Source organism: Candidatus Pelagibacter sp. (assembly GCF_052049855.1).
Taxonomy (GTDB): domain Bacteria; phylum Pseudomonadota; class Alphaproteobacteria; order Pelagibacterales; family Pelagibacteraceae; genus Pelagibacter.
The window spans coordinates 232,912-253,415 of the sequence record NZ_JBNGZE010000002.1; the positions used below are offsets into that span (position 1 = coordinate 232,912).

Below are 20,504 nucleotides of genomic sequence, written 5' to 3' on the forward strand. Positions count from 1 at the left end.
CTTTATTAATTATAGAAAATCTGGAAAAACTCTTGAAACTATTTATCTTTCGATTTTAACTGTTTTCTTTATAGTCTGCTTCATTATTTTAAATTTTTATTGATGAAAGGGACTAAATTTCAATTAAAAGTCTGGAATTACCTTAAAACTATACCAAAAGGCACTGTTAAAACCTACAAACAGGTAGCAATAGGTATAAAAAGCCCTAAATCAGCGCGTGCCGTAGCTAATGCATGTGGAAAAAACCCTTATGCCCCCAAAATACCCTGTCATAGAGTAATTCGGTCCGATGGAGGCCTTGGTGGATACTCAGGGAGAGGTGGAATTAAGACAAAACTGCGCTTATTGAGATCTGAAAAAGTTAATATTTAGTGGCTTTTTTTGCATATTTTATGATCAAAAACATTAGTAAAATCAACGTTTTTTCAATATTTAAGCTTAATTTAATATGAATAGTAATATTCACCCTTCAGTTGCACTATATATCGAGATATAACAAAATAAAGCACCTCTATGGCTGTTTAAAACATATATTCTATAACTGCATTGCTCTATTTTTTAATGATACCAGGGCTAAATTTAGTGTCAAATATCATTGAATTTTTAAAAATTTTTGTTTCCCTACCCACTTATTAAATTAAGAATTTTGAATTCAGTGTTTAATTGAGTAATAAAACCATTGGTATTAAACACTTTTAAGTATTAAGGTTTATTTTCTTTATTAATATTGCTATTTTTGCCTTTATCTATTTAAAATAACAGTTATTAATTGGTTGATTTGTATTTATTTATCTATATATAAAACATAAAAAACATAACAATTACAATAATTTATATATGTATATTAATGTATTAAATTAAATATTAGTAACTATTTATTTACTATTAATTAGAACGAGTATGTAAGTATTCTCTTCTAGAAATGTACAGACCACTTAGAACAATGATAAATAAACCTAAATAAGTCCAGTTATCAGGCAATTCATGAAAGAAATAGTAACTAATTAGTATATTGGTAATTATCTCTGTATAGCCCAAAGGAGCTAATTTAGAGGCATCAGCGTATTTTAGTGATAATATGAGGAAAAGATGCGCTACAGACGCTATAAGGCCGATTAAGGCCATTAAAATCCACTGATTTGAAGTAGGATTGACCCAAACTGAGGGCATAAACAAACTAATTATAATTGTTCCTATTAAACCCGATAGTAAAAGGGTTAAAAGAGGATTATCAGAGGTACTGAGCTTCCTCGTGATAATAAGATAAAATCCATAACAAATTCCATTACCTAAGGCAGCCATCGTTGCTAAATTAAGTTCTATAAAACCAGGTCTGATTACAATTAAAGTTCCAATAAATCCTAATGATACAGCAGTCCATCTCTTCACCCCTACTTTCTCATTTAAAAAAAATGGAGATAAAGCTGTAACACAAATTGGAGCAACAAAAGCTAAGGTTAAGGCTTTAGGAAGGGAAATTTCCGATATTGCATAAAAGAACAAATAAGTAGAAAAAACAAAAATTAATCCTCTAATTAATTGAAGGGCTGGTTTTTTCGTCCAAACTAATGAATGCCTATAAAAGATAAGCATTAGGGATAATGTAAAGACTACAGTAAAAAAATATCTTGCCCATGTTATCTGTAAAACATCCATAGATGAGCTTAAATATTTAGCAAAAGCATCCATTACAGGAACAATCATCCAAGCAGATGCATTTAAAATTATAGCCTTCATAAAAGAAGGATATCTCTTAATAGAAGTATTTTAAAGCAAAGAATAATGTAATTGGAATAGTGAATAAGGAGATGATTGTAGATACTACTATTGTGCTAGATATATTATCTACAATTTCTTTTGGAGAATACATGTGAGCAATCAAATAACACAAGATTGCACTAGGCATACAAGACTGAATTAACAAAACACCAGCTGGTATACCAGATAGATTAAAAAATTTAATTACAGCAAACCCTATAATAGGACCTAAGATTACTCTGCCAAAAGAAGTTATTAATGCATCTTTAAAAGAAAATACTTTCATTTGTGTAAGAGCAACACCTAGCGACATAAGGATCATTACAATCATTCCATAAGCTAAAAGCATTACAGTATTTAATACAAATTGAGGAAATGGAATTTCAAAATACAAAAAGAGTACTGTTATTAAAATTGCATAAAATGATGGACTTTTTAATATTGTTTTAAAATCAAAGGCTCTTTTTGCTAAAAAAATATTTAAAGTAAAGTGGAGCAAAACAATAAGAGATGAAATTGCAGCTGCTATACCCATTCCTAATTCACCATAGGCAAATAAACAAATCGGAATACCCATATTTCCTGTATTTGGTAAGATAAAAGTTGGTAATTCACGAATATAATCTTTCTTCATAAGAACAAGAAAAATTAATCCTACAACCCCAAATAATGTTAATAAGATAATTGCGTAACCAAAATATTCACTAAATAACTCAAAAGTTACTCCACCTGCAGTGATAGCAAAAATAACAAGAGCTGGAGTTCCAAAATTACCAGCGTATGTAGTTATAAATGATGTATCAAAATTGGGATTTTTTTTTCCCAAATGATATCCAAGTCCTACTATTAGGAATACTGGAAATAAAACTTCAAAAAGCTTTAAATATATTTCCATTAACCAAGCAATCTTATTAATGTTGGTGTTTTTAAAATATTTTTATTTTTTTTGAAAATAGACAAACTATTATGAATATTAATATCAGTTGTTTTATGCGTAATAATAACAATTGTTGCTTTATTATTTTTTTTATCAGGTGTCTGTATTAGCCTTTTAACTGAAATTTTATATTTTGCTAAACGATTAGTTATTTCAGATAATACACCAGGCTTATCTTTTACCTCAAATCTCAAATATAACGAGTTTACATAATTATTTACATTATATGGTTTTAAAGATTTAAGCTTAGAAACACTAACACCAAAAGGTTTTTTTATATTTCCACGCAAAATTGATAATAAATCAGAAAGTAATGATGAAGAAGTAGGACCTGGTCCAGCTCCCTCCCCTTGTAAAACAATTTCTCCAACAGGTTTACCTTGAAGAATAACTGCATTCATTACACCGTTCACATTACCAATATAAGATTTTTTACTAACTAAACATGGATGGACGGTTTCAAAAAGATGGTTATTCTTTAACTCTGAAATACCTAGTAGTTTTATTCTTAAATCTAATTGATTTGCAATTTTAATATCTTTTAATTCAATTTTTTCTATTCCTTCCATTAAACATTTATGTTTAGAAATTTTACTATTAAAGGCTAATGCAGACAAAATTCTTACTTTGGCAAATGCATCAAAACCATTTAAATCTAATTTTGGATTACCAGGTTCGGCATAACCAAGAATCTGTGCTTTTTTTAAAACGTCTGCAAAATTTTCATCTGAATTTTCCATTTCGGATAGTATGTAATTTGAAGTACCATTCAAAATTCCATATACTTTTGATATTTTGTTTGTTGCCAATCCTTCTTTAATAGATCTTAATATTGGAATACCACCAGCAACTGATGCCTCAAATTCCAAATTAACTTTATTTTTTTCTGCAATTTTTGCTAACTCATTGCCATGTTTTGAGATTAAAGCTTTATTGGGTGTAATAACATGGATTTTACTTTTTAAAGCAGTTTCGACAACTTTTTTAGAAATACCATCTGATAAACCTATGGCTTCAAATAATATATCAATATTATTTTTCTTAAAAATTTCTAAAGGATTTTTGTAAAATATTTTTTTATTAACTTTGAATTTTCGTTTTTTGTTAACACTTCTTGCAGAAACAGCCACCACATTAATTTTCTTACCTGTTTTAAGCTCAATATCTTTTTTTTTTGTATTAAGTTCATTTAGCAAATAATTGCCAACCTGACCAAGTCCTACTACTGCAATATTAATTAATTTACTCATTTGCTTATATCTGGATATTTACTTTTTTTTGTATAGTCATCTATATAAATCTCATACTCCTCTAATGTCATTGATGTTATATCGTCTGACTTTTTTAATATCTGATTTAATTTTTTTTGATTAGTTTTATTTTCGATAGAATTTTCTGTCCAATATTGAGAATCTTTGTTTAATGAACAATTTGCCAATATTAAAGAATAAAAAATTATTATAAATTTTCTCATTTTAATCCAATCGTTTCAGAAAAATTAAATTTATTATTCAGATTTTGTATAGCTTGACCTGCTCCACCTTTAATCAAATTATCAATAGCAGATAAAATGATTATTTTATTGCTGTATTTAGATTTGCAAACTGAAATATAACAATTATTAGTATTTATTACATTATTGGTGCTTAACAATGTGCCAGACTTTAATATTTTTACAAAACTTTCATTTTTATAAAAACTATTTAATGTTTTTAATACTTTAATTTGTGAAATATTATTTTCTAAATCAACATATATAGTACTAAGAATACCTCTAAACATTGGTGATAAGTGAGGAGTAAAATTAAATTGAAATTTTTTCTTAGTAAATTTTCTTAACATTTGATCTATTTCAGAATTGTGACGATGAAAACCGACACCGTAAGCACTCAAAGACTGATATAGATTTTTATTTTTATATTTTTTATGAACTCCTCTACCAGCACCTGAGTATCCAGATTTTGAATCAATTATAATATTATTAAATTTAATTAAATTTTTTTTAAATAAAGGAAATAGAGGAAGCAATATTGATGTTGGATAACATCCTGGACATGAAATAATATTATATTTTTTAATCTCTTTTCTATTAATTTCAGGAAGTAAATAAATACTTTTTTTTATTAAATTAGTTGCTCGATGTTTTTGTTTATACCACTTTAAATAATCTGAAGCTTTTTCTAATCTAAAATCTGCAGCAAGATCTATTAAAGTATGATTTTTGCTTAAATGTTTAGATATATCCTGTGCTTCCCCATTTGGAAGTGCTGTAAAAATAACATGAACGTCTTTTAATAATTTTTTATTAAATTTTATAATTTTTGGTAATTTATATTTAGATAAAGATTTATCGTAAAATTTGACGTGTTTACCCACAGAAGAGTTTCCGCAAAGGTATTTAATATTAATATATTTGTGTCTAACTAATAATTTAATTAATTGAACACCAATATATCCAGTTGATCCAGCAACTAATGCGTTTAGCTTAGACATTTTTTATTATAACAGTTAAAAATTAAAAAAAAATTATCTTTTAGAGAATTGGAAGCTTCTTCTAGCTTTTCTTCTACCAGGTTTTTTTCTTTCAACTGCCCTTGAGTCTCTGGTGGTAAGTTTCTCTGTTTTTAAGGTGGCTTTTAGATTTTCATCAAATAATACTAAAGCTTTTGAAATACCGTGAACCATAGCCCCTGCTTGGCCTGTAGGTCCTCCTCCTTTTACACTACATCTTACATCATAATTAGTAGCCTGATTAATAATCTCAAAAGGTCTTGTAATTTGCATTTTATGAGTTTCGTCAGCAAAATAATCACTAAATAATTTACCATTTACATAAATTTTGCCTGAACCTTTTTTTAACCAAACTTTTGCGATTGATGTTTTTCTTCTACCAGTTGCGTATTTACTATCTTTAAAATCTAATTTTAATTTTGGAGATTTTGATGCTGATTGAGTATTTTCCATCTTAGTTTCTAGCTATATTTTTACTATTTAATTTATCTAACTCTATTATAGTTGGATTTTGTGCTGAATGCGGGTGATCATTTCCTGCATAAATTTTTAATTTTGTTAATTGTTTTCTACCTAATACTCCACCAGGTAACATTCTTTTAACTGCCATTTTTAAAGTTTCTCCAGGTTTTTTTTCATGAAGTTTCTCAGGTGTTGTAACTTTAATTCCACCTGGATGACCAGTGTGTCTGTAATATTTTTTATCTTGAAATTTTTTTCCAGTAAATTTTGCTTGTTCAATATTTTTAACAACAACAAAGTCACCATCATCCATATGAGGTGTGTATGTAGTTTTGTTTTTACCTCTTATGATATTGGAAACAACAGTTGCTAATCTTCCAACTACTGCATTTTTCGCATCTATTTCATACCAAGATGAAGCTAATTGGTCTTTTTTAGTGAATTTTGTCATTGTGCGAGGATTAATACTATTAATAATTACAAAGTCAATTTTATATTTAGCTTGAATTATGTAGCTTATATGCTAAAAAATACCTGCCGATTTGATCCTATTGCGGGCTTATAACTGCTAAAAAGGAAATTTCATAAAATTAATAAAATCGGTAGGCATTTGAACTGTATTGTGCGCCTAACATAATGTTAAAGCACTAAAAAAGGAGTAAAATGACAAAAAAAAGAAATAACCCTGAAACTATTGCAATACATGGTGGTGACTATAGGAGTGATCCAGCTACGAACGCTGTAGCAGTTCCTATTTATAGAACAACATCATACCAATTTAACAACACAGATCACGCTGCTAACCTTTTCGCTCTTAAAGAATTTGGTAACATTTATACTCGTATAATGAACCCTACAAATGATGTCCTGGAAAAAAGGGTTGCTGCTCTTGAAGGAGGTCTGTCATGTGTAACTGTATCTTCAGGTCAAACTGCTTCAACGTTTGCTGTATTAAATGTAGCCCAAGCTGGTGATAATATAGTGAGCTCAACCGATCTTTATGGTGGAACAGTATCTTTATTCACACATACACTTAGCAAACTTGGGATAGAGATAAGATATGCAGATCCAAGTAATCCTGAAAATTTTGAAAAGTTAATAGATGATAAAACTAGAGCTTTTTATGGTGAGACCTTACCAAATCCATATTTAAGGGTATTTCCAATAAAGGAAGTTTCTGACATTGGAAGAAAATATAACATACCACTAATAATTGATAATACAGCTGCACCAGTAATATGCAGACCGATTGAACATGGAGCTGCAGTAGTAATTCACTCACTTACAAAATATGTAGGCGGACATGGTACAGCGGTTGCAGGAAGTATAGTTGATAGTGGTAACTTTGATTGGACCGCAGATCCCATAAGACAACCTTTATTTAATGAACCAGATGCAAGTTATGGTGGTGTTGTTTGGGGAAAAGCTGTACCGGAATTAACTGGTGCTAATGTCCCCTTCGCGGTTAGAGCAAGAGTTTGTTTATTGAGAGATTTGGGGTCTGCTCTAGCTCCAGATAATGCTTTTGCAATAATTCAAGGACTTGAAACAGTTGCCTTAAGAATGAGACAACATTGCGCTAATGCTGAGTATGTAGTTGATTTCCTAAAAAAACATAAAGAAGTAACAAAAGTTATTTATTCTACCGAACACGATAAACCTATTGCTGATAGAGCAAAAAAATATCTCAAAGGTGGAAATGGACCTATGATTGGTATCGAACTTAAAGGTGGAATTGAGGCTGGTAAAAAATTTATTGAGTCTTTAAAGATGTTCTATCACGTAGCTAATATTGGTGATGCTAGAAGTTTAGCAATTCATCCAGCAAGTACAACTCATAGTCAATTAAATGAGAAAGAATTAGCTGCATCAGGTGTTACACAAAGTTATGTAAGACTTTGTATAGGTATTGAACACATTGATGATATTATTGAGGATCTTGATCAAGCATTAAATAAATCTTCAAAAGGTAATTTAAAAGCTGTAAGCTAATTTAAGTTTTAATGTCTAAAAATAGAAACTAATAATTAGGCTCCTTATATTTTACAATATAAAGAAAATACAAAGTTGAAAGTATTATTAAAATAGAATTTATCTGGTGTAGAGATGCATAAATCATTTTTACTCCAGATAAAATTGTAAGAACTCCCAAAACAATTTGAAACAATATAGAAATACCAATAATGAAGATTGGAATTCTTAAATTTATATTTCCATTTTTTAAAACAAAATAAAGTATGTAAAAATATATTATAACAATTAAATATGCTAAATTTCTATGTATAAATTGAACAAGTGATTGATCATCAAATACTGTGAGATTAAACAAATCATTGATTACGCTGTCATCCGGGAAATATGATGAGCCCATTAAAGGCCAAGTATTATAAATTTTTCCTGCATCCATCCCAGACACAAATGCTCCAATTATTAATTGTAAAAATAATAATAAAAGAAAAAATTTAATTGGGTTTAATTGAATATTAATATGATTAATTTTTATATCAGTTAGATTTAAATATTTCCAAAAAACTATAGACAAAATTATAAAAGCTGTAACCAAGTGTAGTGATAACCTATAATGACTAACATCAATTCTATCAATTAATCCACTTGATACCATGTACCATCCAATAAATCCTTGAAAACACACTAAGAAAAAAATAATTGAATATTCCTTTAAAATCCAAAAACCATTTTTAATTGTAAAATAGATCATTGGAAAAAGAACAGTTAAACCAATTAATCTCCCCAATTGACGATGCGCCCATTCCCACCAAAAAATAATTTTAAATTCATTTAAAGTCATATTAAAATTTTGCTCTTTAAATTCAGGTATTGTTTTATAAAGATCAAAATATTCTATCCATTTATCATTTGTTAAAGGGGGTAATGAACCAATAAAAAGTTCCCAACTAGTAATAGATAATCCAGAGTCTGTTAATCTAGTTAGACCCCCTACTAAAATAATAAGCACGATCATCACTAATAAAGTGATCATCCATATTTTTAATTGAGAATTTAAAGAATAATTCTGACTGTACATGATTAAATAAATATAATAATTATTAATTAAACCAATAAATTAAATGTCGCCTAAAAACAAAAAAAAATTAAAAATAATAAGAAACAAACTAGATAAGTTAGATAATAAGTTGTTATTATTGATTAGATATAGAACAAATCTTGTAAAAGAAGTTTTAAAGCTTAAAGAATTTAAAAGGGAAATAGTTGATAAAAAGCGTATAAATTTTATACTTAAAAAAATTCACTCAAAATCAAAAAAACTAAAAATTGATCCCAAAATTACTAATCGGATATGGAAAAATATGATTTTGTCATATATCGATTTTGAAAAGAGAAACTTTAAAAAAAAGTAATTACTTACTATGAGGTGGAAGCTTCTTTTCTACAAACATTTCATGTTTTCTTGTATCTGGATTATATTTTTTTGCTGAAAGTTTTACTTTAGCTTTTTCACCTCCAGCTGGTTTTTTAACATAATAAAAATAGGGACTATCTGGTTTCGCCTCAGGAACCATTCTTACTTTAACGTGTGTCTTTTTTGCCATTTTTTAATTCTTTTAATTTATTTGAAATTTTTATTAACTTATTTCTTAAATTTTCTGTTCTTATAGATTTATCTGCAATTTCGTCAAGCTTTAAAGAATCTTCATTATTTAAGATTTTTTTTACCCCGTTTATTGTCATACCTTGTTCTTTAAGTAAAAATTTAATTTTTTTTAAAAGATTTATTGTTTTCTCATCATAATATCTTCTATTGGAATTTAATATTTTTGGTTTAATTTGTTTAAATTGAGTTTCCCAAAATCTAATGACATGTGTTGGTAAAGCTCCTTTATCATTTGATTTAAAATTTAATATTTTAGCAACTTCACCAATTGTTTTATAAGCAGTATCTGATTTATCCATTATCCTTAAAATTAATAAAATCTTTAAATTCTTTTGATGGTTTAAATAAAACGACATCTCTACTTGAAATAACTTTTGTTTCTTTTGTCTTAGGATTTCTTCCAATCCTAGATTTTTTTTGTCTTATAGAAAAAGTTCCAAATTTAGACAATTTTAATTTTTTTTCCTCTTTAATATTAGATACAATTGTTGATAAAAAATCTTCAATTAAATTTTCAGATATTTGTTTAGAAAAACCAAGCTGCATATAAACCAAATTAACTAAGTCTTTTTTAGTTAAATTAATTCTCATATTAAATATTTTGCTTGATCTTTTCTATCAAATTACCTTTAACAATTCTATGACAAACATCTAGCGAGTTTGAAAAACCAATATAATCAGTTCCTCCATGACTTTTAACAACTGGAGAGTCTAATCCAATAAATATTGCACCATTATACAATCTTGGATCTAGTCTTTTCTTAAATTTCTTTAAATTTGATATATTTAAGAAGGATGAAATTTTACCCAATAGTGTGCCGGTCATAGCGTTCTTTAATTCACTTGTTATAAAATTTGCTGTACCTTCTGCAGTTTTTAACGCAACATTTCCTGTAAAACCATCTGAAACTATTACATTTACATCTCCATCCATAAGATGATTACCTTCGATGTATCCTGCAAAATTATAATTATCTGATTTTTTTTCATTTAATAGCTGGTAAGTTTCTTTGATTGTCTCATTTCCTTTTAATTCTTCTGAACCAATATTTAATAATGCTACGTTTGGTTTGTCATTTGGATAAAGCGATGTATATAAAGAAGTACCCATTATTGAAAAGTCTAGTAGATTTTTTGAACTACACTCGATATTTGCACCTAAATCTAATACCACACTCATTCCTTTTTTATTTGGCCATAATGCAGACAAAGCAGGTTTATCTATATTTTCGATCATTTTTAAATTTAATTTTGAGACAACTAATAATGCGCCTGTATTACCAGCTGATATTACTATATCAGCTTCCTTATTCTTAACACTTTGAATAGCAAGCCACATACTTGTATCCTTACCTCTTTTGGCTCCTTCTAGAGGACTATCGGTACTTTCAATTTTTTTTTCTGTATGAATTATTTCAAAAAATTTACTTGAGATTTTTCCATTAATTAATGGATCTATTTTATTTTTATCTCCAAATATTTTAAAAAAATTATTTTTATTTGAAGAATTGTTAAAAATAATCCCGTCTATTATTTTTTTTGGTGAACCATCACCACCCATTGCATCCACTGCAATTTTTATCATATCTGACATTTTAATAGATTATACTATACTATTCTTTTGGGTCTAAAACTTGTCTTCCCTTATACATGCCTGTTTTAAGGTCTAGATGATGAGAAAGCCTATATTCACCAGATTTTTTATCCTCAACTATATTTTTAGTTGAAAATTTCATTGTCTGAGCCCTTCTCATTCCAGTTCTGGATGGGGTTTGTTTTCGTTTTGGTACTGCCATAATTATGCGTTACTTACACTTTTTAAATAAGAATTCAAAGTTTTTTTTGATAAATTTGAGTTAAATTCCTCAAAATAATCTAGCAAATCATCAATATTTTGGAAATCATTCAAAAAAAGTGAAAATTTTTTAATTTTTTCTAATCTTGAAAGACTGTCCCAGAAGTGAATTTCAGAAACCATTGAGTGAAATAAATTTATGTAGTCTTTCATTTTTTTGTTTATTGATTGATCTCCATATCCAATTTCTCTAATACTTAATTCTAATTGTCTAAAGTTAAAATCATAAATTTCTTGTAAGACTTTCTTATTTTCCTCGTTTTTGAAATTTTTTAAAAAAAAAGAAAAATGTAATAAAAACAATGTTAAACGATCAGAAAAACTATCCTCTCTACCAAGATTCTTGTATAGATCTTTATTTCTAGTGAAATTAATTAAATTGTTATAAATATGTATATATTTATTATTCATGTTTAAGATATTATATATAATTATTTTCTCAATAATAGTTGCAAATTGCTCTTTTAAACCAGTTGTAAAACATCATGGTGTTCCATTTTTAGAAAAGAAACAAACTTCTCTCGTTGTAAACGTAAGTAACAAAAATGATATTAAAGAAATCCTAGGTTTGCCATCAACTAAAAGTAAATTTGACAACGATGTGTGGATATATATTGAGAGAAAACAAACACAATCAAATATTAAAAATTTAGGAAAAATGAAAATTTTTCAAAATAACGTCTTGGTTTTAGAATTAGACAATTATGGCATTTTAAAAAAGAAAAAGTTCTATAACAAAGATGACATGGAAAATATCAAAATAGTTAGCAATACAACGGAAGCAGGTTTTAGAAAAAATTCATTTATTTATGACTTCATGTCAAGTATGAGACAAAAGATTAATGACCCTCTTGGTCAGAGGGCCAAAAAACGTAAACAAATTAACCAGCAATAACAGCTAGTAGTAAAAGAGCTACAATATTTGTTATTTTAATCATTGGGTTTACTGCTGGGCCAGCTGTGTCTTTATAAGGATCTCCAACAGTATCACCTGTAACGGCTGCTTTATGTGCCTCAGAACCTTTTCCACCATGATTACCATCTTCTATATACTTTTTAGCATTATCCCAGGCACCACCACCTGCAGTCATTGATACTGCAACAAACAAACCTGTGATAATAACACCAAGTAACATTGCACCAACTGCAGCTAGGGCAGCAACTTGTCCACCAATAGATAGAATTATAAAATATAAAACAACAGGAGATAAAACTGGTAATAGTGATGGTATAATCATTTCCTTAATAGCAGCTACAGTAAGTAAATCTACTAATTTTGCATAATCAGGTTTTTGTTTTCTTTTCATAATACCAGGGAATTTTTTAAATTGTCTTCTTACTTCAACAACGACTGCACCACCGGCTCTTCCAACAGCTTGCATTCCCATGGAGCCAAAAAGATAAGGTAACATCCCACCAATTAATAAACCAACTACTACGTAAGGGTTAGATAAATCAAAGGTCACTACAATACCTTCTAATGCGGATCCTGCCTCTTTTGAAAAATGCTTGATGTCCTCAGTGTATGCAGCGAATAAAACTAAAGCACCTAATCCAGCAGAACCAATTGCATAGCCTTTTGTAACGGCTTTTGTAGTATTTCCTACTGCATCTAAAGCATCAGTTGTTTTTCTAACTTTTTTATCAAGATTAGACATTTCAGCAATACCACCAGCATTATCAGTTACAGGTCCGTATGCATCTAAAGCAACAACCATACCTGCTAAAGCAAGCATTGTAGTAACAGCAATAGCAATACCAAAAAGTCCTGCAATTGAGTTTGTAATAAGAATACCAGCAACAATTATCAAAGCAGGAATAGCAGTTGCTTCCATTGAAACTGCTAATCCTTGAATCACGTTAGTACCATGTCCAGTTGTTGATGATAATGCAACAGATTTAACAGGTCTATAACTTGTTCCAGTATAGTATTCAGTTATCCAGATCAATAATCCAGTTATAACTAACCCTATAACACCACAATAATATAAATCCATTCCATTAAAAGTTTTATCATTTACTGTAAATTCATTTGTAAAACCAATTACGTGATCTGTAACTGGCCATAATATTACTAATGAAGCTACTGCAGAAACAACAAATCCTTTATACAAGGCGTTCATAACATTATTACTTCTACCAAGTTTAACAAAAAATGTTCCAACAATTGATGTTAGTAAGCATGCTGCACCAATAGATAAAGGGTAAATCATCATATTAAGATCACCAACAAAGAAAATTGAAGACAAAACCATTGTTGCAACAATTGTAACAGCATAAGTTTCAAATAAATCTGCAGCCATACCTGCACAATCTCCTACGTTATCTCCAACGTTATCTGCGATTACAGCAGGGTTTCTAGGATCATCTTCAGGTATTCCCGCTTCAACTTTTCCAACTAAATCGGCACCAACATCAGCACCTTTTGTAAAAATTCCCCCACCTAATCTTGCAAAAATTGAGATTAATGATGCACCAAAACCTAATGCAACTAAAGCATTTACAATTTCTCTTTCATCTACATTAGACTTTAATAAAATATAATAATAAACTGCTATAGATAATAATGCTAAACCAGCAACCAACATTCCAGTAACAGCACCAGATTTAAATGCAACAGAAAGACCTTGGGCTAAGCCTTTTCTTGATGCTTCCGCTGTCCTTACGTTTGCCTCTACAGAAACTAACATTCCCACATAGCCCGCAATACCTGACAAAGCAGCACCTATTAAATAACCCAGACCTACTAGAGGACTAAATGCAATACTTACGATTACTAAAACTACAGCACCAACAATAGCTATAGTTTTGTATTGTCTTGCCAAATATGCTTTTGCACCAATTTGAATTGCAGCTGCAATATCTTGCATTTTTGCATTTCCTGCACTTGAATTTAGAATATTTTTACCAGTTAAAAATCCATAAACGATAGATAATAAACCAGCTCCGATTGTGTATAATAGTATTGTTTCAACTGTTCCGCTCATATTAACCTTAAGTTGTTGGTTGTTAAATTTTAAGCCCGCACAATACAAAAAAAGATAGAAAAGACAACGATTAACTTCTAAAACTGATGAATATAACCTTTAGATTTAGCTTGTATTTGCTTGCCTTTTTCATCAAATATCAATGATCTGTCCTTACCAGATATAATTTTTCCAATTTTAGTTATTTTAATTCCAGTTGTTTTAGAAGCGTGTTGAATGATTCTAGCTTTATTAACATCTGCAGTAAATAAAACTTGATAATCATCTCCGTTAGAAATTAGATTAATTTTATTTAATCTTTGTTTTTTAATTAAATTACTCAGTTTTTTAGAAACAGGGATTTTGTTTTCGAATAAGTGAAAAGATAAAGTTTGTCTATTTATCATTTTTAACAAATCATCAATTAATCCATCTGAAACATCAATCGAACTATTAGCAAATTTTAATAAATATTTTGATAAATTTATAGGTAAGTTTGGTTTATAATATTTGTCTACGAAGAATAATTTATCTTTATTTTTAATTTTAGCTTTATTACTTAATACTTTTAATCCGAAATAGCTATCACCCAAATTTCCAGTAACATAAATATCATCATTTAATTTAGCTTTATTACGATAAATTATTTTATTCGAATATCCCATTGATATAATTGTAAAACTTAGTTTATTTGAAAAAGTTGTATCTCCACCACATAAATCAATATTAAATTTATTTTGTTCTGATTTAAGTGACTTTGAAATTTTATATAAATTTTTTTTTGTAAATGTTTTTTTATTACCAGAACCAGAAATAAAATAAAACTTTGGTTTTACACCTTTGCAAATTAAATCAGAAATTGATGACCTTAATATTTTTTTAATTACTAAATCTGGGTATTTAAAATCAATAAAATGAGTACCAATATTATATGTGTCAACAGATATTACAACACCTCTTTTTTTATCAAAAAACACATCGTCATTAAGATTAAGAGCAAATTTATTTTTTTTAGCTAATTTAAAAAAATAATTATTTATTAAATCAAATTCATACATTGTTAGATCTTAATTTTTTTCCAACATTATCTAATAAAGCATTAAGGTATTTTGTTTGTGAGTCTTCAAGAAAAAAATTAGATGAATTTAAATATTCTTTAATGATTATATTTATAGATAAATTTGGTTTGTACATAAATTCATAAGTTGCTGCTTTTAAAATTGTTTGAAAAACTTTATCTAATTTTTCAAATACAAATTCATCACCTAATTTATTATTTAATTCATCTAAAATAAGATCGTTTCTTTCTATCGTTCCTAAAACGATATCTTTAATAAATTTTTTAAATCTGTGTTTTGGAAAATTTAAATCATCATCTTCATTATAAAATTTCCCATATAATTTCTGGATAATTATAACTCTAGGGTTATTTTTTGGGTTATAATGAGTTCTCATTTTTGAGACAAAACTGAAATCACAGCTTCTGCAGCTTCAGCACCCTTTTTCCTTCTAGCTCTTGCTTGAGCCATATTTAGACAGGTAATTATTCCATTTCCAATAGGTTTTTTACTATCTATAGATAATTTCATTATGGCATCTGTTGAAGCTTGAGAAATAAAATCAAAGTGTGGAGTTTGACCTTTAATTACACATCCTAAAGCTAAAAAACCATCAAATTTTTTTAAATTTTTGGAGATTGTAACTGGAATTTCAAAAGCACCTGGTACTTTAATAATTTTTATTATATTTTTTTTTGGAATTATTTTTAAAGCACTGTTTATTAAGCCATCAGCAACATCTTTATAATAATCTGCTACAACAATTAAGTATTTTTTTTTCATCAAATTAATTCCTGTTTTGTAATTTTTATACCATAACCGTCAAGACCAATAACTTTTTTTGGTGATTTAGTGATTAATATCATATTTTTAATTTTTAAGTCTTTAATAATTTGAGCTCCAATACCATAATTTCTTATTAACTTATCATTTCCCTTTTTATAAAAGTCTTTGTTTTTATAATCTTTTAAAGTCTGAGTTACTGATTTTAAATTCGAGTCTTTAATAAAAACTAAAACACAATTTTGATATTTTTTAAAATAATTTAAAGTCTTGTTAAATGAATTTGGTAGTGATTGATTTATTAGATAGTTTTGGACAACATTAGATGAAATTACTCTTACTCTTGGAGTAATACCTTTTTTTATTTTACCTTTTATTAATGCAAAATGCTCTGAACCATCTAAAAGATTCTCATAAATTCTAATATTGTATTTTTGTTTTTTTACATCAATCTTGCTTTGTTTTTTAAGTTTAATAAGTTTTTCTTTTTTAAGTCTATATGCGATCAGATCTTCTATCTTTCCAATTTTTAATTTATGTTTTTTTGCAAAATTGAATAAATCCTGGCCTTTAGCCATAGTTCCATCTTCATTCATAATTTCACAAATTACAGCAGAGTTATTTTTTTTTGCTAATTTAGATATATCAACTGAAGCTTCAGTGTGCCCTGCTCTAACAAGCACTCCGCCATCTTTGGCTATAATTGGAAAAACGTGACCAGGGGAAACAATTTCATTTTTATTTGCTTTTTTTTTAGAAGCAATTTTAATTGTTCTAGCTCTATCTTTAGCAGATATACCTGTAGTTATCCCTTTTTTTGCTTCAATAGAAATTGTAAAGGCCGTTTTGTTTCTTGATTGATTTACTGGAGACATTAAAGATAAATTTAATCTTTTTGCTTGAAGGGTATCGAGTGCTAAACAAATTAAACCTCGTCCATATTTCGCCATGAAGTTAATATTCTTTGCATTCGAGTCTGATGTAGAAATAACTAAATCTCCCTCATTTTCTCTTTTTTCATCATCAACTAAAATAAACATACCCCCTTTTTTGGCTACACTTATAATTGACTCTATTGATGCAAAATTATTTTTTCCCATGAAAATAATTCCTAACGTATTTAGACAAGATATCTATCTCTATGTTAACTAAACTAGATTTTTTTAAATTTGATAAATTCGTTTCTTTGTAGGTATGAGGAATTATCCATATCTGAAAACCTTTTTTAGTAACTTTTGAAATTGTTAGGGAAATCCCATTTACACAAATCGATGCTTTTTCTATTAAGTGTTTTCTCTCCTTTTTAGGTAAATCAAAGTCGAAAAGAAATGATTTATCTATTTTTTTAATATTTAATACTTTACCTACAGTATCAACATGACCTTGACAAATATGCCCTGAGATTTTTGTCCCATATTTTAAAGGTAATTCTAAATTTATTTTATCTCTTATTTTTAAAAATTTAAATTTTGAACGAATTATTGTTTCTTTAGATAGATAAAATTCCATAATTTTTGATCTATATGATATTAAAGTTAAGCAAACTCCATCACATGCAACTGACAAGCCTATATCTTTTTTTGAGACTCTAAGATTGCTTTTTAAAAAAATATTAAGACCTTTGGGTCTTTTAATAATTTTAGTTATAATACCTTGGTTGTAAATTATTCCGTTAAACATAATTTCTATCTATATAGTGTTATTCTGTCTTTTCGCAAATTCAGATTTAAATTAATCTTTGTTTGATACTTTTGATTTAATCTGTTCAGACCACTAAATTTTAAATATTCTGAGCTTTTAGAAAGATTTTTAGGACTTTTGAATAAATAAAATTTATTAAAATTTTTGTTTTTGAGCAGAGAATTGGTTAGTTCATTTCCACCCTCTATCAATAAATTCCTGCAGCCAAAATTATATAGCTTTTTCAAAATTTTTCTCATATCAAATCTGTTGTTACTATCTACTTTAGATTTAACAAGAATAATTCCTTTTCTTTTAAATTTAGAAATTTTTGATTTATCAGCTTTGTTATAAAATATTAAAGTATTTTTGTTATTAGAAGATTTTATTATATAGCTGTTTGTTTTAGTCTTTAAATTATTATCTAAAATAATTCTTTTAGGAGAAAAATTTTTCAAACCCTTTAAACGACAATTTAATCTTGGATTATCTTTGTTTAGTGTTTTGTATGTAATCATCAAACTATCGTTTTGATATCTCAAAAGATGTGAAAACATATCTGAATAAATATTTGTAATTTTTTTTTGATACTTAGTGTAAATAATATTGTTTTTTGAAATAGCTATTTTGCCAGTAACATAAGGTAATTTTTTCTTTCTATTAAAAAAATAAGGAGAATAAAAGTTTTCGATTTTATTTTTTAACAAACCTTTTTTTACAATTATTTTTTTTGAATTTAAAATTTTAAAACTTTTATTACTTACTCTTTTGTCTATATCCGTAACAGAATATATGACTTCAGAAATTTTTGATTTAATTATTAAATCAGTGCATGGTGGCGTTAATCCATGATGACAGCATGGTTCTAGAGTAACATACATTTTTGAGTCTTTTAAATCTTCAAAACAATTTTTAATTGCATTAGACTCTGCATGTGGTCTTCCATTAAATGAAGTTTGACCTATAGAAATTATTTTATCATTTTTAACAATTACACATCCAACCGAAGGATTTGATCCAGTGAGACCGTGACGAGATCTAGCCAGATCTAAGGCTATCTCCATGTAAGATTTGTCTTTTAATGTAAATTTATGTTTTTTTGTAGACATTAAGTTTGTCCACGAATTGCACAAAATCTTTTTCTTCTCTAAAGTTTCTATAAACTGATGCAAACCTTACGTAACCAACAGGATCTAAATCCTTTAAACCATCCATAACCATTGTTCCAATTGTATTAGTAGATATTTCACTTTGACCAATTTCCTCTAATGATCTTGAGATCTGACTTATAAATTTTTCTATGGTTTCGGTGTCTATAGGTCTTTTCTTTAAGGCAATATAAATAGATTTTGATAGTTTATCTCTATCGAATACAGATTTTCTGCCATTTTTTTTAACTACCATTAATTCTCTATATTGAACTCTTTCAAAAGTTGTGAAACGAGCTCCACAAGTACAAAGTCTTCTTCTTCTTATAGCAGTACCATCTTCTGTTGGTCTAGAGTCGACAACTGAGGTCTCCCCTTTTTTACATATTGAGCAAATCATTTACTAAAGGTTCTTATATATCGGAAATGACGAAGTTAAAGAAATAACTTCATTTTTTACTTCTTCTTCTATTTTGCTATTATCTGACGGATTTTCAGATAAACCTTTTAAAGTTTTTGTGATTAATTCTCCTACAGTTTTAAATTCGCTTAGTCCAAAACCTCTTGTAGTAGCTGCTTGAGTACCTAATCGAATGCCTGAGGTAATCATAGGTTTTTCTGTATCAAAAGGAATACCATTTTTATTGCACGTAATATTTGCTCTAGATAAACTTTCTGCTGCAAGATTACCTTTTACATTATAAGGCCTTAAATCTACCAACATCAAATGAGTATCTGTTCCATCAGAATAAATTTTAAACCCATTATTTTTTAAAGTTTCTGCAAGCATCTTAGCATTTGCTAAAACAGATTTAATATAATTTTGAAATTCTGGCTGTAATGCCTCTAAAAATCCAGCAGCTTTAGCTGCAATAATATGCATTAAAGGTCCACCCTGATAACCAGGAAAAACTGCTGTATTAAATTTTTTAGCAAGATCTTCATGATTAGTTAAAATTATACCACCTCTTGCACTTCTAAAAACTTTGTGTGTCGTTGATGTAACAACATGTGCATAGTCACAAGGATTAGGATAACCTTTACCTGCAACTAAACCAGAGAAGTGTGCCATATCAACCATTAAATATGCTCCGACTTTATCTGCTATTTCTCTAAATCTCTTAAAATCAATTACTCTAGAATATGCACTTCCACCCGCAATTATGAGTTTAGGTTTATGTTCTAAAGCAAGTTTTTCAACATTATCATAGTCAATTAATTCTGACTCTTTATCAACATCATATCCTATTGCATTGAACCATTTACCAGACATTGAAATTTTTAATCCATGTGTAATATGACCACCTGAATTTAAACTCATACCCATAAATGTATCCCCTGGGCTTAATAAAGCTAAAAATACTGCGCCATTTGCTTGAGCCCCTGAATGTGGTTGCGCGTTTGCAAATTTACAATTAAATAATTTTTTTAATCTTTCAATTGCAAGATTTTCTGCAACATCAACATGCTCACAACCATTGTAATATCTTTTACCAGGATACCCTTCTGCATACTTATTGGTTAAAACTGAACCTTGTGCTTCTAATACTGCTTGAGAAACTATATTTTCAGAAGCGATTAGTTCTATATGTTGCTGTTGTCTGATTAATTCATCTTTGATAGCCTTATAAAGCTCTGGATCTTTTACTGACAAACTGTCTTCAAAGAAGCTTTTATAACTATCGTTTAAATAATTTTTTTCACTAGACATA

The 20,504-nt window shown here is 28.2% G+C and carries 27 protein-coding genes and 1 riboswitch; of the genes, 4 read left to right on the plus strand and 23 right to left on the minus strand.

The genetic code is table 11. The annotated features are described in order from the left end of the window. Positions 1–102: 102 nt before the first annotated feature. On the plus strand, positions 103–372 hold the full coding sequence (locus ACTT9X_RS03300; protein WP_440934261.1) for a methylated-DNA--[protein]-cysteine S-methyltransferase: 270 nt from the start codon (positions 103–105) through the stop codon (positions 370–372). Positions 373–885: 513 nt separating this feature from the next. Here ACTT9X_RS03300 and ACTT9X_RS03305 read toward each other — a convergent pair. Genes ACTT9X_RS03305 through rplM form a run of 7 tightly spaced genes read right to left on the minus strand, consistent with a single transcriptional unit; the run spans position 886 to position 6,119 of the window. After that, entirely contained in the window at positions 886–1,737 is an 852-nt protein-coding gene (locus ACTT9X_RS03305; RefSeq protein WP_440934262.1) for a DMT family transporter, read from the minus strand. A gap of 16 nt (positions 1,738–1,753) precedes the next feature. Continuing rightward, entirely contained in the window at positions 1,754–2,653 is a 900-nt protein-coding gene (locus ACTT9X_RS03310) for an AEC family transporter (protein WP_440934263.1), read from the minus strand. Beyond that, positions 2,653–3,945 carry a homoserine dehydrogenase gene (locus tag ACTT9X_RS03315; RefSeq protein ID WP_440934264.1) on the minus strand — a complete coding sequence of 431 codons (1,293 nt, stop codon included), beginning with the start codon at positions 3,943–3,945 and terminating at the stop codon, positions 2,653–2,655. Before ACTT9X_RS03315 ends, ACTT9X_RS03310 begins: the two co-directional genes overlap by 1 nt. Then, positions 3,942–4,169: a hypothetical protein gene (locus ACTT9X_RS03320; protein ID WP_440934265.1), complete on the minus strand. Its 228-nt coding sequence runs from the start codon at positions 4,167–4,169 to the stop codon at positions 3,942–3,944. The genes ACTT9X_RS03315 and ACTT9X_RS03320 overlap by 4 nt, the downstream gene beginning before the upstream one ends. Beyond that, positions 4,166–5,188: an N-acetyl-gamma-glutamyl-phosphate reductase gene (gene argC / locus ACTT9X_RS03325; protein WP_440934266.1), complete on the minus strand. Its 1,023-nt coding sequence runs from the start codon at positions 5,186–5,188 to the stop codon at positions 4,166–4,168. Before argC ends, ACTT9X_RS03320 begins: the two co-directional genes overlap by 4 nt. Before the next feature lie 33 nt (positions 5,189–5,221). Further along, positions 5,222–5,659, minus strand: a complete 438-nt coding sequence (gene rpsI / locus ACTT9X_RS03330) for a 30S ribosomal protein S9 (RefSeq protein WP_440934267.1) — start codon at positions 5,657–5,659, stop codon at positions 5,222–5,224. 1 nt (position 5,660) lies between these two features. Continuing rightward, the gene (rplM, locus tag ACTT9X_RS03335; RefSeq protein WP_440934268.1) at positions 5,661–6,119 is read right to left on the minus strand and encodes a 50S ribosomal protein L13; all 459 of its coding nucleotides are present in this window, start codon (positions 6,117–6,119) and stop codon (positions 5,661–5,663) included. A 144-nt stretch (positions 6,120–6,263) separates the two neighbouring features. Further along, positions 6,264–6,330: riboswitch (SAM riboswitch) on the plus strand. Position 6,331: 1 nt separating this feature from the next. On the opposite strand from rplM, the gene ACTT9X_RS03340 reads away from it, so the two are divergent. After that, complete coding sequence (locus ACTT9X_RS03340) at positions 6,332–7,660, plus strand: O-acetylhomoserine aminocarboxypropyltransferase/cysteine synthase family protein (protein WP_440934269.1); 1,329 nt, start codon at positions 6,332–6,334, stop codon at positions 7,658–7,660. Between the two features lie 28 nt (positions 7,661–7,688). Here the strand turns inward: ACTT9X_RS03340 and ACTT9X_RS03345 are convergent, their stop codons facing one another. Further along, positions 7,689–8,714: a COX15/CtaA family protein gene (locus tag ACTT9X_RS03345; protein ID WP_440934270.1), complete on the minus strand. Its 1,026-nt coding sequence runs from the start codon at positions 8,712–8,714 to the stop codon at positions 7,689–7,691. A 43-nt stretch (positions 8,715–8,757) separates the two neighbouring features. On the opposite strand from ACTT9X_RS03345, the gene ACTT9X_RS03350 reads away from it, so the two are divergent. After that, entirely contained in the window at positions 8,758–9,048 is a 291-nt protein-coding gene (locus ACTT9X_RS03350) for a chorismate mutase (RefSeq protein ID WP_440934271.1), read from the plus strand. Here the strand turns inward: ACTT9X_RS03350 and ACTT9X_RS03355 are convergent, their stop codons facing one another. The 6 genes from ACTT9X_RS03355 to ACTT9X_RS03380 are packed head-to-tail and all read right to left on the minus strand — an operon-like array spanning position 9,049 to position 11,568. Then, complete coding sequence (locus tag ACTT9X_RS03355; protein WP_023853780.1) at positions 9,049–9,240, minus strand: 50S ribosomal protein L33; 192 nt, start codon at positions 9,238–9,240, stop codon at positions 9,049–9,051. After that, positions 9,218–9,601: a MerR family transcriptional regulator gene (locus tag ACTT9X_RS03360; RefSeq protein WP_440934272.1), complete on the minus strand. Its 384-nt coding sequence runs from the start codon at positions 9,599–9,601 to the stop codon at positions 9,218–9,220. The genes ACTT9X_RS03355 and ACTT9X_RS03360 overlap by 23 nt, the downstream gene beginning before the upstream one ends. Next, positions 9,594–9,893 (minus strand): HU family DNA-binding protein, encoded by a 300-nt coding sequence (locus tag ACTT9X_RS03365; RefSeq protein ID WP_440934273.1) that lies wholly within the window; start codon positions 9,891–9,893, stop codon positions 9,594–9,596. Before ACTT9X_RS03365 ends, ACTT9X_RS03360 begins: the two co-directional genes overlap by 8 nt. Before the next feature lies 1 nt (position 9,894). Further along, on the minus strand, positions 9,895–10,896 hold the full coding sequence (gene plsX / locus ACTT9X_RS03370; RefSeq protein ID WP_440934274.1) for a phosphate acyltransferase PlsX: 1,002 nt from the start codon (positions 10,894–10,896) through the stop codon (positions 9,895–9,897). Positions 10,897–10,915: 19 nt separating this feature from the next. Continuing rightward, positions 10,916–11,098 (minus strand): 50S ribosomal protein L32, encoded by a 183-nt coding sequence (gene rpmF, locus ACTT9X_RS03375; protein ID WP_023853776.1) that lies wholly within the window; start codon positions 11,096–11,098, stop codon positions 10,916–10,918. 2 nt (positions 11,099–11,100) lie between these two features. Further along, positions 11,101–11,568, minus strand: coding sequence for a ubiquinol-cytochrome C chaperone family protein (locus tag ACTT9X_RS03380; RefSeq protein WP_440934275.1), 468 nt, complete (start codon positions 11,566–11,568; stop codon positions 11,101–11,103). On the opposite strand from ACTT9X_RS03380, the gene bamE reads away from it, so the two are divergent. Next, positions 11,567–12,052, plus strand: a complete 486-nt coding sequence (gene bamE / locus ACTT9X_RS03385; protein ID WP_440934276.1) for an outer membrane protein assembly factor BamE domain-containing protein — start codon at positions 11,567–11,569, stop codon at positions 12,050–12,052. The two genes, ACTT9X_RS03380 and bamE, sit on opposite strands and share 2 nt — an antisense overlap. On the opposite strand, the gene ACTT9X_RS03390 is transcribed toward bamE, so the two are convergent. The 9 genes from ACTT9X_RS03390 to glyA all read right to left on the minus strand — a co-directional run bounded on the left by ACTT9X_RS03390 (position 12,039) and on the right by glyA (position 20,503). Further along, on the minus strand, positions 12,039–14,144 hold the full coding sequence (locus ACTT9X_RS03390) for a sodium-translocating pyrophosphatase (RefSeq protein WP_440934277.1): 2,106 nt from the start codon (positions 14,142–14,144) through the stop codon (positions 12,039–12,041). The two genes, bamE and ACTT9X_RS03390, sit on opposite strands and share 14 nt — an antisense overlap. A gap of 77 nt (positions 14,145–14,221) precedes the next feature. Further along, positions 14,222–15,181, minus strand: coding sequence for a thiamine-phosphate kinase (gene thiL / locus ACTT9X_RS03395; RefSeq protein WP_440934278.1), 960 nt, complete (start codon positions 15,179–15,181; stop codon positions 14,222–14,224). Further along, complete coding sequence (locus tag ACTT9X_RS03400) at positions 15,174–15,578, minus strand: transcription antitermination factor NusB (protein ID WP_440934279.1); 405 nt, start codon at positions 15,576–15,578, stop codon at positions 15,174–15,176. Before ACTT9X_RS03400 ends, thiL begins: the two co-directional genes overlap by 8 nt. Beyond that, positions 15,575–15,964 carry a 6,7-dimethyl-8-ribityllumazine synthase gene (gene ribH / locus ACTT9X_RS03405; RefSeq protein ID WP_440934280.1) on the minus strand — a complete coding sequence of 130 codons (390 nt, stop codon included), beginning with the start codon at positions 15,962–15,964 and terminating at the stop codon, positions 15,575–15,577. Before ribH ends, ACTT9X_RS03400 begins: the two co-directional genes overlap by 4 nt. Next, positions 15,964–17,064, minus strand: coding sequence for a 3,4-dihydroxy-2-butanone-4-phosphate synthase (gene ribB, locus ACTT9X_RS03410; RefSeq protein ID WP_440934281.1), 1,101 nt, complete (start codon positions 17,062–17,064; stop codon positions 15,964–15,966). The genes ribH and ribB overlap by 1 nt, the downstream gene beginning before the upstream one ends. Continuing rightward, positions 17,051–17,644 carry a riboflavin synthase gene (locus ACTT9X_RS03415; protein ID WP_440934282.1) on the minus strand — a complete coding sequence of 198 codons (594 nt, stop codon included), beginning with the start codon at positions 17,642–17,644 and terminating at the stop codon, positions 17,051–17,053. Before ACTT9X_RS03415 ends, ribB begins: the two co-directional genes overlap by 14 nt. Positions 17,645–17,649: 5 nt before the next feature. After that, positions 17,650–18,753: a bifunctional diaminohydroxyphosphoribosylaminopyrimidine deaminase/5-amino-6-(5-phosphoribosylamino)uracil reductase RibD gene (ribD, locus tag ACTT9X_RS03420; protein ID WP_440934283.1), complete on the minus strand. Its 1,104-nt coding sequence runs from the start codon at positions 18,751–18,753 to the stop codon at positions 17,650–17,652. Then, positions 18,734–19,192 (minus strand): transcriptional regulator NrdR, encoded by a 459-nt coding sequence (gene nrdR / locus ACTT9X_RS03425; protein ID WP_440934284.1) that lies wholly within the window; start codon positions 19,190–19,192, stop codon positions 18,734–18,736. Before nrdR ends, ribD begins: the two co-directional genes overlap by 20 nt. Before the next feature lie 3 nt (positions 19,193–19,195). Beyond that, positions 19,196–20,503 carry a serine hydroxymethyltransferase gene (glyA, locus tag ACTT9X_RS03430; protein WP_440926770.1) on the minus strand — a complete coding sequence of 436 codons (1,308 nt, stop codon included), beginning with the start codon at positions 20,501–20,503 and terminating at the stop codon, positions 19,196–19,198. Position 20,504: the final 1 nt, after the last annotated feature.